Genomic DNA, 9,707 nt, shown 5'->3' on the forward strand with positions numbered 1-9,707 from the left:
TCCATGATGGTAGACCTCAAGGTGATGGCCTACTTCAAGATTAGCCTTTCAACACGTAATTGGGACAGAGCCTTTTTTATGGTGAAAAGGCAAACGTTTTTCCTTGCAAGCCTTGTCTATACTGACTCCATTATTTAAACAGGGCGACTTTTCGGGGCGGCGGATTGTGTTAAAATCCCGCCCCTCTTTCCCCCAGAGCACAGAACATTGCCATGAAATTTCCCGGTCAGCGCAAGTCCAAACACTACTTCCCTGTCGACAGACGCGATCCCCTGGTGCCGCAAAATCCCCTGTTAACCGAACTGGGCAAAGCCTACGTGGTCGGGATTGATCAGACCCTGGTTGATATTGAAGCCCATGTGGATGAAGACTTTCTGACCCGTTATGGTCTGAGCAAGGGGCACTCCGTTGTCATCAATGACGATGTAGCCGAACGGATTTATGACGAGCTCAAGGCCAACAACATGGTAGTGAGCGAGTTTGCCGGTGGCACCATTGGCAACACGGTACACAACTACTCGGTACTGGCCGACTCCCACTCCATCCTGCTGGGTGTGATGAGTCAGGATATTCGCATCGGCTGCTACGCCTACCGCTATCTGTGCAACACCTCTTCCCGCGTCAATCTGGACTATCTGCAGCCGGTGGATGGCCCCATCGGTCGTTGCTTCACCTTCATCACCGAGTGCGGCGAGCGCAGCTTCGGCATCAACGCCGGCAAGATGAACCAGCTGGATGTGCAGCACATCCCGGAGGATGTGATCAAAGGGGCATCTGCCCTGGTGATCACCGCCTATCTGGTGCGTGGTGACGATGGTGATCCGATGAAAGAGGCGGCCATGACCGCGGTGCGTTATGCCCGCGAGGCCGGTATTCCCGTGGTGCTGACCCTGGGCACCCGTTTCGTCATCGACGAAAACCCCCAGTGGTGGCGCGACTTCATTGCCGAGAACGTGACTGTGCTGGCGATGAACGAAGACGAAGGTGAAGCCCTGACCGGCATCGCAGATCCGCTCGGTGCGGCCGACAAGGCGCTCGATTGGGCCGACATGGTGCTCTGTACCGCAGGCCCCATCGGTCTTTACATGGCGAGCTACACCGACGAGGACTACAAGCGCGAGACCACTCATACCCTGTTGCCGGGCGTCATCCCCGAGTTCAACATGTATGAGTTCAGCCGTCCGATGGCCCGCGCCAAGTGCCGCAAACCGACCCGGATCTACTCCCACATCTCCCCGTACATGGGTGGCCCGGAGAAGATCAAGAACACCAACGGGGCAGGGGATGGCGCGCTTTCCGCCGTGCTGCACGACATGGTGGCCAACTCCTATCACCGGATGAATGTGCCCAACTCCGCCAAACACATCTCCGAGTTCCTGACTTACTCCTCACTGGCCCAGGTGTGCAAATACGCCAACCGCGTCAGCTACGAGGTGTTGGCCCAGAGCAGTCCCCGTCTCTCCCGCGGTTTGCCGGAGAAAGAGGACAGCCTGGAAGAGGTTTACTGGGAGCGTTGATCTCCTAATCTGCAAGGCGCCTCCATCGGGAGGCGTTTTTGCAGGCAAATGGGGGTTATCCCGGCTTTTTTCCCGGAATAACCCCAATATGCTTGAGTCCATGTCACTTTTGCGACACCATTTGGCCATCGTATTGTCGCCCGACAATGCCGCAGCACCCGAAAGAAAGAGAGAACCCCATGAGCATGCTTAACGACAACCTTGACGCCAATTTCCAACTGTTTATCGAACAAGTCCGCGAGTCGGGTCTGGTGTGGGGTCTGCGCTATGGGGAAGACTGGGTCGTCTGTCGCTCCGCCGAATTTGAAGATGCCGACGTGATGCCGCTCTGGTCTGCCGAAGAGGACGCTCGTCTGCACTGTGTTGACGAGTGGGCCGATTACGAGCCGGAAGTGATCGATCTGGAAGAGTTTCTCGATATCTGGATCAACGATCTGGATGAAGATGATGTACTGGTTGGCCCGAACTGGAACGCCGATCTGGAAGGTCAGGAGCTCGAACCCATCGAGCTGGCCAAGGCACTGGTTGAACTGGACGCCTGAAAGCGCCTCCATTGATGGCATGAACGCACAGGCCATCGGGACAAAGACCGGCATCCGCGAAGGTGCCGGTCTTTTTTATGGTCGAATGGCCCGATTGATGAGTTAAAAGCCGATTTGCCTTTGCACCTGTCAGGGGGATGGTCCATCATCAACCTTTTGCCAAGGGAGGAGCGCCATGTTTGTATTCGACGTAACGGGAGCTGCGGGTGAGAAGGCCAGCATTCGGGTGCAGGCGCTGGATTGGGCGCAAGCCGGACCAGTGACCTTCCAGTGCGATGATGATCAGCTGGCGGTCGTGCTCCTGAGCGGTTGTCGTTGCGATGCGGTGGGCTTTTTCAACCTGTTGGCGGGGTGCAAACCGCTCTATATCGAGCAGTGGCTCAGCTATCTGCAAGAGAGCGGTCGCATTGGCAAGTGGAGCCACCAGACCGAGAGTCCCGCCGATGGGGACTATCTGGCCAGAGCCGGTCTGGAGCACGATGAGCTCAATACCCTGCTTGGCCAGGTCTATCAGGTGGCGGGGTTCAATCGCCTGCAAATCAACCGTTACCTCAAAAATCGCCACAACCCCACCACGCTGGCGACCCGTTACGATCAGAAAGAGCTGGAGCGCTATCGCCAGCTCAATGACATCATTCTGACCCTGTTGAAGCTGAAGCATCCTCAGTAAAGAGCCCCAGCTGGCTGATATCCGGTCGCAGCGGTTGCGGCCGGGCGATCAGATAGCCCTGCAAGCCATCCACATACATCCCCTGCAGCAGCTGTTTCTGGCCAAGCTGTTCTACCCCCTCAGCAATCACCTGACATCCCATCCGATGTGATACATCGACGATCATCCGCACAAACTGCTGGTTGGTCTGATCCTGCTCCAGCCCGGTAATAAGGGCAGGATCCAGCTTGATGTAGTCGGGCTTGAGCTCGCGAAACAGGGTAAAGGAGCCGATCCCCTTGCCGAAATTGGCGATCGCCGAGCGGCTGCCGTTGCGGCGCAGCAGTTCAAATACCCGCTTGGCACCGGTCAGATTGCGTTCCAGATGCTCTTCATCCAGCTCGAACACCAGATTGGCGCTGGTATTGGGATCTTTGAGCAACTGGCGGTCAAGCCAGATCAGGAAGGCGCTGTTTTGCAGCAGGTTGGGGGAGAGATTGACTCCCCAGCGACTCTGATTGGCACCAAAAGCCCGGTATTGACGCATTATATGAACAATCACCAGTTGCTCCAGCCGCATCACCATATCGAGCCGCTGGGCCATGGCAAACAGGGTGTCGGTGGGCAGGGCGGTACCATCGCTGCCGCTGAAACGGGTGTAGATTTCGTTGTAGGCCAGCATGCTGCGGTGCAGGGGCTGGATTGGCTGATAGGTGAAGCTGAGTCGCTCCTGTGCCAGCACTTCAGTCAGCACCTCGCGCCAGTGATGCTGTCCCTGCAGATCGGAGACGTTGTCATCCTGCTGGATGGCCCAGCCATTGATGGTTTCGGTCTGGGCGCGTGCCAGCGCCAAATCCGCCCTGGCCAGCACGGCTTCGATTTTCTGGCCGCTGCTGAGCTTGGTCAACCCCGAGTAACCTGTGCTCTCCAGCTCGTGTTGAGCCTGATAGTGATCGAAAGCCACTTTCAAATCCTGTCCCAGCAGATGGGGGGGAATATTGGCCACCGGTTGCACCAGCACGGCGAAATCAGCCCCCGAAATGCGATAGACCTGATTGCCCGGGAAGCGGCTCACCACCCGCTTGATAAGGGCCGCCATGTCCTTGATGTAGGCATCACCAGACTGGAAGCCGCGCTGGGCGTTGATCTTGCCAAGCTCGGTGGCGCGGATCAGCACCAGACTTGCGGTCTGGGTGTCCTGATCCCGCTGCAGCAACTCGGTCATGTCGCGGCGAAAGGCGTGGCGGTTGAGTAGTTGAGTCAGCTCGTCGGTGGTGGCCAGATTGCTCAGTTCGGTCAGCTGACGATGGGCACTCTGTTCGGCACTCTCGAACTGTTCCAGCAGCTGTTGCAGCACTTCCCGGGAGGCGGGCTCATCAAGCTGTGTGGGATCCCGGCTCCTGATGGCCTTGACCCAGGTGAGCTCCTGATGCTGGACCATGCCGTCCATGGTGCGCATGGCCAGCATTAACAACAGGATCATGCCGAGCAGTGTGGTGGCCAGAATAACTGTCAGAGTGAGCGGTGTGCTCTGAAGGGCCAACCAAACTGCTTGCAGGAGCAGCAGGGGTATGGTCACTATGGTGGCGATCATGAAGAGGGGGCGTCCAAGCTTGTGAACCATCTTTTTATCCTTGAAGTGGCTGCTTTATGAGGGAATTTTAACCAAGCTTGCGGTGCAAAGCATGCTATTCCTCGCAACTCGGTGAAAAGGGTCAATTGAAATCGGTTAAATGTGAGTGAAACCACTTTCACAGGTACCGAAACAGGCGAAGATGAGTTGAAAACAGATCAAACAAGGCAGAGGTAAATCATGTTGTTAGAGCCAGAAAATAGTGCCAAAGCACGACAATTGTTGAACCAGAGTATGGCACTGGTGCTGGCAGGTGGACGTGGCAGTCGCCTGAAGCAGTTGACTGACAACCGCGCCAAGCCTGCAGTCCATTTCGGTGGCAAATTCCGGATCATCGACTTTGTGCTCTCCAACTGTATCAACTCGGGGATCCGCCGCGTTGGTGTAGTCACCCAATACAAATCTCACAGTCTGCTGCGTCACCTGCAATCGGGCTGGTCCTTCCTGCGTTACCAGATGAACGAGTTCATCGACCTGCTTCCAGCCCAGCAACGGGTGGATGAGGTGCACTGGTATCGCGGCACCGCCGATGCCATCTATCAGAACGTCGATATCATTCGTGACTACGGCCCCAAATACCTGGTGGTGCTGGCTGGGGATCACATCTACAAGATGGATTATGCCGCCATGCTGCTCGACCATGTACGCCTCGGTGCCAAGGTGACGGTAGCCTGCATCGAAGTGCCGCGGGCAGAGGCATCCGCCTTCGGGATCATGGATATCGACGAGCAGCGCAAGATCCGCGCCTTCGTCGAAAAACCGGCCAATCCGCCTGCCATGCCGGGTTGCGATGACCGCTCCCTCGCCTCCATGGGGATCTATATCTTCGAGGCGGAGTACCTCTACCAATTGCTGGAGGAGGATATTCACAATCAGGACTCCAAACACGACTTCGGAATGGATGTGATCCCCCGCATTGTGGAGGAGGGGATGGCCTTTGCGCACCCCTTCAACATGTCCTGTGTCGGGGCACGCGAGGGGCAAAAGCCCTACTGGCGTGACGTGGGTACACTGGACTCCTTCTGGGAAGCGAACATGGATCTCGCCTCCGTGCTGCCCGAGCTCGATATCTACGATCAGAACTGGCCTATCTGGACCAGCCAGACCCTGACGCCACCGGCCAAGTTTGTGCAGGATCGCAATGGCCAGCACGGCATGACCATCAACTCCATGTTCTCGGGCGGTACCATTGTCAGCGGATCGTTCGTGCTCAATTCGGTACTCTTTACCAATGTGCGGGTGCACTCCTTCTGCACCCTGGATCAAGCCATCATCTTCCCCGGGGTCGAGATTGGCGCCGGTTGCCGTCTGCGCCGGGTGGTGGTGGATAAAGGGTGTGTGCTGCCCGATGGACTGGTGGTGGGCGAGAATGCCGATGAGGATAGCCGCCGCTTCTACCGCTCCGAGCAGGGGATTGTGCTGGTGACCAAGGAGATGCTGGACAAGCTGGTTTGAGGAAAGCCCTTGAAACTGTGTCAGACGCTGTAATGCAAAGGGAGCCAAGTTGGCTCCCTTTTTCATGCTGGTGAATGGCGAGGATTATTCGCTAACCACCGCTTTGGCGGCCATCACCATGGCGGTGCCGTGCTTGCCACCGGCGGCGGTCACTTGCGGTACGCCATCTTCATCGGTATCGCTGCCGGCACCTTCGATGATGTTCTCGCCGGAGTCGCCGATCCACTCGGCCATCTGCATGCCACCATTGACGGTGCCACGGAACCAGCTGACGTACTGACCGGTCAGTTTGGCCAGCTCCAGCTCGGGCGCCTTCTCGGCACCTTCGTTGCGCAGGTTCAGCATGGCAGAGCGCAGGGCGCCAGAGATGGCCGCCTGGGTCCAGGGAGTGTATTCACCCTGTTTACCCGCCAGCCAGGTGCCCGCCTTGGCATTGAAGTAGGCCTTGTCGGCAGCGACAAACAGCTCGCGGGCGGCGGTGCGGTACTTGGCATCGGAGGTAGCGAGGAAGGCGGCCGTCAGACCACGGATGGCGGCGAACTGCGCATCGATGGAGTGGCCGGCATCGAGCTTGCCACCCAGGGTGATGCCGTCATGCACCAGACCATTTTTGCCCTTGAGGTTGGCAAGGATGAAATCGGCCTGCTTGCGGATCAAGTCGAGCGCCTCTTGACCCTGCTTGGTCTTGAGGTTCAGCTCGCCATTGTCACCGGCGGCGTAACCGACCGGCAGCGCATCCTGAGCGCGCTGGAAGATCTGCAGGGCGACCAGTGCGTAAGCGGCGTCAAAGGTGGTGACGTGCTTGCCCTGTTTGCCTGCCTGCCAGCTGTCGACAAGGGTGCCTGCCTTGGTATCAAAGTACAGGGCTGCCAGGTTCTTGAAGGTGAGGTTGGAGAGATTGATCGCCAGCGAGAAGGCATCGTTGCCCGCGACCGCTTTGCCCAAGTCATTGGTCTTGTTGGCAGCCGGTGCGGCGGCAAACGGGGCGCCGTCAAACACGGCGTGGAAGGCCGGGTTCTGGTTGGTGTTGGCGCTGCGCTGATCGCTGAAGGCATAGAACTCGGAGAGCGGCCACAGCATCATCCAGGCATCGCGCAGCTGGGCGGAGCCATCCACCACCTCCAGCTTGCCGATGGCACCGGCATCGTTGTTGCTGGTTTCGGTCACTTTCACCTGATGGGGGAAGTAAATCACGCCCTTGGCCGGATCGTACTGCGGGGTGATTTTGGCGCCCAGTTGCTTGCCATCGAAGCCGAGCTGGTTCTGCATGATGGCCAGCTTGTCGATGGACTGCTCGGTCAGCATCATGCCGTTGAAGCCATCGGCGGCAGAGACGCCCAGCTTGTGCTTGCCATCCTGATCCATGGTGGCGGAGGCGGCTTCTACCTCTTCATCGGTCTCGGCCACGTGCATGCCGCCGAGGAAGTCTTGCGACCACATCACCTCTTTGAGCAGGATGCCGCCCACCGCTGCGGGCACCAGCAGGTTGTCGCTGCCGCTCCAGCGCAGGGTGCTGTAGTCGCGGAAGTAGGCTGGCACCTGGGTCTTGACGGTTTTCTCGGTCCCTTTGGCGGTCTTGATGGTGATCTGGTCGCCATTGACAGGGGTGGCGTTGACGGCCTGGGCAAACTCCGGATTGGCGGAGGCGTAGGGCAGGGAGAGGGGATACATGCCCTGCGGCACTTCATCAGCCGGGAAGCCAACGGCATCGGCCATGGCCAACACCCGTTGCCCCAGAGAGGCCATTGTGCCGCCTCGGGCCAGGTTTTGCGGCCCGTTCACCAGATGCGGGCCCATGCCGGATTGGTAGTTGAGGGCGTACATCGCCTCTTCGGAGTATTCGTAGGATTCGATGCCGGCAGCGAAGTCGAACGGGGTCGGCTCATCGGCACGGTTGGCATCCAGCACATCCAGATCCAGCCCCAGCGCTTCGGCCAGCGGCTCACCGGAGAGCTCGAATTCGGTATAGGCCAGCATGTTGGCGGCGGTATTGAATGTTTTGTCTTCGACTTTGACGGCAGCGTGTGCGGCGCCGCTGATCAGTGCGCAGGCGATCGCCTGAACCAGTACGGTTTTTCTCATGTCCCTTCTCACCATTGGTTTTATTATTGACGCTTCTCATGACGAATCTAAATGAGAATGGTCTGCATTATGCTGTGTTGAGGGTGACTTGAGAAGTAAAAAACCGTCCCGATCGGCTGCACGTTAAACCGGATGTGCGCTGTCGAAGAGGACGGTTATCTGTTGAACGCGCTGAAAGTGCCAGCGCTGCGGGGATCAGAGCAGCTTGAACGGGATGACCAGACGGCCAGGCTCCACCTTGAGGGCTTCGACTTTCTCCTTGATCCTGGCTTCGTTCTTGCGGCTGCTGTCGAGGCGATAGACCGGGGTCTGCGACAGGAACAGGGAGAGCGACTGATTGAAGGTGGGCAGCAGCGGGGTGAGGGCGGCCCCGATATCGGCCGGCTCAGTCTTGACCGAGACCAGCTCAAGGTCGCGCAGATAGATAGCGCCCTGATCGGCTACATAGTCCGGACGGGCGCTCAAAGCAAAGCGGATCTTCATCTGCTGGCTGCCAAGGGGGCTGCTCACCTGCAGGTCGCCAGCGGCGTCCAGCTCGATGCGATCTGCTTGTTTGCGGCCGATACGGCTCTGCATCTCATCCAGACGGATCTTGCTCGACATGATGCCGGGGATCCCCAGCTGTTTTTCAAAAGAGACCTGATCTTTGAGGTACTGGTTGATTTCGGCCTCGCTGACATTGTACTGGGTCAGGGAGCAGGCCCCCAGCAATAGGGCGAGAGGGAGTAACAACAGCTGTTTCAACATGATGGATTCCGCTTGGGCAACTATGATGGCGCTATCTTACGCGATAACGGGCGTGGAATGAGAGCCTCATACCGTGGGAAATCACGGAGTTGCTGCATTCCCGATTGTTTTTTGGTAACCGCCGGGTTCATCATCGACGGGTGAGCGGAATAGGGCCGATCAGTTGGCTGCGGGTGTGGGTCTACGCGATAACAGAGAGCGAGAAGAGCACAGAGAACAAGGAGATCGCAATGGTTCTGATGGGCAAGGTTGGCCGCAGGGCGCTGCTGTGGCTTGGCTGCATGATGGGACTCTGGAGCCCATCGCTGTGGGCCGAGGTGAAAGTGATCCCGGTCTTCGAGGCGCAGGCGGCGGTGCAGACCCTCAAGGAGATCTATCCCCAGCTTGGGGTAAGCGCCATGGGTAACCAGCTGGTGCTGAGCGGAACGCCAGCCCAGCTGCAGGAGGCCGAAGCCACGTTGGCGCAGATCAACCAGCCGCCGCAAAGCCTGCTTATCGAGTGGCGGGTGGATGGGGCTGCCAGCGGTCAGCAACTGGGGGGCTCAATCAGTCGCGACGAGGCCAAGCGGCAGTGGCTGCTCGATGGCAATGCCCAGCAGTATCAGCGCAGCCAGAACGACAGTTGGCAGGTGCGCGGGCTGTCGGGTCGTCCCGTGCTGCTGCAGATGGGCTCCTATCAGCCGGTGACCTTCTATCAGTGGAACGGGGGCGCCGTGGTGGGGATGATGCCGCTGGTGAATGGCCTCTATGCTACGGCCACCTTGATTGGCGATCGGGTGCAGATTGCGCTCAGCAGCGAACAGGCGAGGCTGGATCAGGGCACCATCAATCGTGGGCAGAGTGCCACCGAGGTCAGTGGAGCCCCTGGCCAGTGGCTGACGGTGGGGGAGCTCTCGACCAGCTCGGCAGATCAAGGGAGCCGCCTCGGTACCCAGCTACAGGGAGCGCGAGGCAGCCAGAGCGAGCGCCAGACCCTGCAGATCCGGGTCACCCGCCAATAAGCAATGTAGTGGTCTAATCATCCCGGACACCATTTTAGGTGGTACAGTCGCCACCATGACCTGAGGTGTTCAATGACAAGA

General features: G+C 58.4%; 8 protein-coding genes. 5 read left to right on the plus strand and 3 right to left on the minus strand.

Going from position 1 to position 9,707, the window contains the following annotated elements:
• Positions 1-212 precede the first annotated feature (212 nt).
• The 3 genes from G5287_RS20675 to G5287_RS20685 all read left to right on the plus strand — a co-directional run bounded on the left by G5287_RS20675 (position 213) and on the right by G5287_RS20685 (position 2,729).
• Positions 213-1,517, plus strand: a complete 1,305-nt coding sequence (locus G5287_RS20675) for an inosine/guanosine kinase (protein WP_216953402.1) — start codon at positions 213-215, stop codon at positions 1,515-1,517.
• A gap of 179 nt (positions 1,518-1,696) precedes the next feature.
• Positions 1,697-2,059, plus strand: a complete 363-nt coding sequence (locus G5287_RS20680) for a DUF2750 domain-containing protein (protein ID WP_421231802.1) — start codon at positions 1,697-1,699, stop codon at positions 2,057-2,059.
• A gap of 175 nt (positions 2,060-2,234) precedes the next feature.
• The gene (locus G5287_RS20685; protein WP_042055706.1) at positions 2,235-2,729 is read left to right on the plus strand and encodes a hypothetical protein; all 495 of its coding nucleotides are present in this window, start codon (positions 2,235-2,237) and stop codon (positions 2,727-2,729) included.
• Here G5287_RS20685 and G5287_RS20690 read toward each other — a convergent pair.
• Complete coding sequence (locus tag G5287_RS20690) at positions 2,692-4,332, minus strand: EAL domain-containing protein (protein ID WP_421231803.1); 1,641 nt, start codon at positions 4,330-4,332, stop codon at positions 2,692-2,694. The two genes, G5287_RS20685 and G5287_RS20690, sit on opposite strands and share 38 nt — an antisense overlap.
• 189 nt (positions 4,333-4,521) lie before the next feature.
• On the opposite strand from G5287_RS20690, the gene glgC reads away from it, so the two are divergent.
• Positions 4,522-5,796 (plus strand): glucose-1-phosphate adenylyltransferase, encoded by a 1,275-nt coding sequence (gene glgC, locus G5287_RS20695; RefSeq protein ID WP_139459496.1) that lies wholly within the window; start codon positions 4,522-4,524, stop codon positions 5,794-5,796.
• An 84-nt stretch (positions 5,797-5,880) separates the two neighbouring features.
• Here glgC and G5287_RS20700 read toward each other — a convergent pair whose 3' ends face one another.
• Both G5287_RS20700 and G5287_RS20705 read right to left on the minus strand, forming a co-directional pair.
• Positions 5,881-7,878 (minus strand): hypothetical protein, encoded by a 1,998-nt coding sequence (locus G5287_RS20700; RefSeq protein ID WP_421231804.1) that lies wholly within the window; start codon positions 7,876-7,878, stop codon positions 5,881-5,883.
• Positions 7,879-8,073: 195 nt separating this feature from the next.
• Positions 8,074-8,625, minus strand: a complete 552-nt coding sequence (locus tag G5287_RS20705; protein WP_005337065.1) for a lipoprotein — start codon at positions 8,623-8,625, stop codon at positions 8,074-8,076.
• 281 nt (positions 8,626-8,906) lie between these two features.
• Between G5287_RS20705 and G5287_RS20710 the strand changes: the two genes are divergently transcribed.
• Positions 8,907-9,626, plus strand: coding sequence for a hypothetical protein (locus tag G5287_RS20710; RefSeq protein ID WP_394374037.1), 720 nt, complete (start codon positions 8,907-8,909; stop codon positions 9,624-9,626).
• Positions 9,627-9,707 lie beyond the last annotated feature (81 nt).

The sequence above is a fragment of the Aeromonas sp. 603079 genome (assembly GCF_049172135.1).
GTDB classification, from domain to species: domain Bacteria; phylum Pseudomonadota; class Gammaproteobacteria; order Enterobacterales; family Aeromonadaceae; genus Aeromonas; species Aeromonas veronii.

Coding starts and splice junctions, on each gene's coding strand:
- G5287_RS20675 (WP_216953402.1), top strand. CDS start 213: ATGAAATTTCCCGGTCAGCGCAAGTCCAAACACTACTTCCCTGTCGAC.
- G5287_RS20680 (WP_421231802.1), top strand. CDS start 1,697: ATGAGCATGCTTAACGACAACCTTGACGCCAATTTCCAACTGTTTATC.
- G5287_RS20685 (WP_042055706.1), top strand. CDS start 2,235: ATGTTTGTATTCGACGTAACGGGAGCTGCGGGTGAGAAGGCCAGCATT.
- G5287_RS20690 (WP_421231803.1), bottom strand. CDS start 4,332: ATGGTTCACAAGCTTGGACGCCCCCTCTTCATGATCGCCACCATAGTG.
- glgC (WP_139459496.1), top strand. CDS start 4,522: ATGTTGTTAGAGCCAGAAAATAGTGCCAAAGCACGACAATTGTTGAAC.
- G5287_RS20700 (WP_421231804.1), bottom strand. CDS start 7,878: ATGAGAAAAACCGTACTGGTTCAGGCGATCGCCTGCGCACTGATCAGC.
- G5287_RS20705 (WP_005337065.1), bottom strand. CDS start 8,625: ATGTTGAAACAGCTGTTGTTACTCCCTCTCGCCCTATTGCTGGGGGCC.
- G5287_RS20710 (WP_394374037.1), top strand. CDS start 8,907: ATGATGGGACTCTGGAGCCCATCGCTGTGGGCCGAGGTGAAAGTGATC.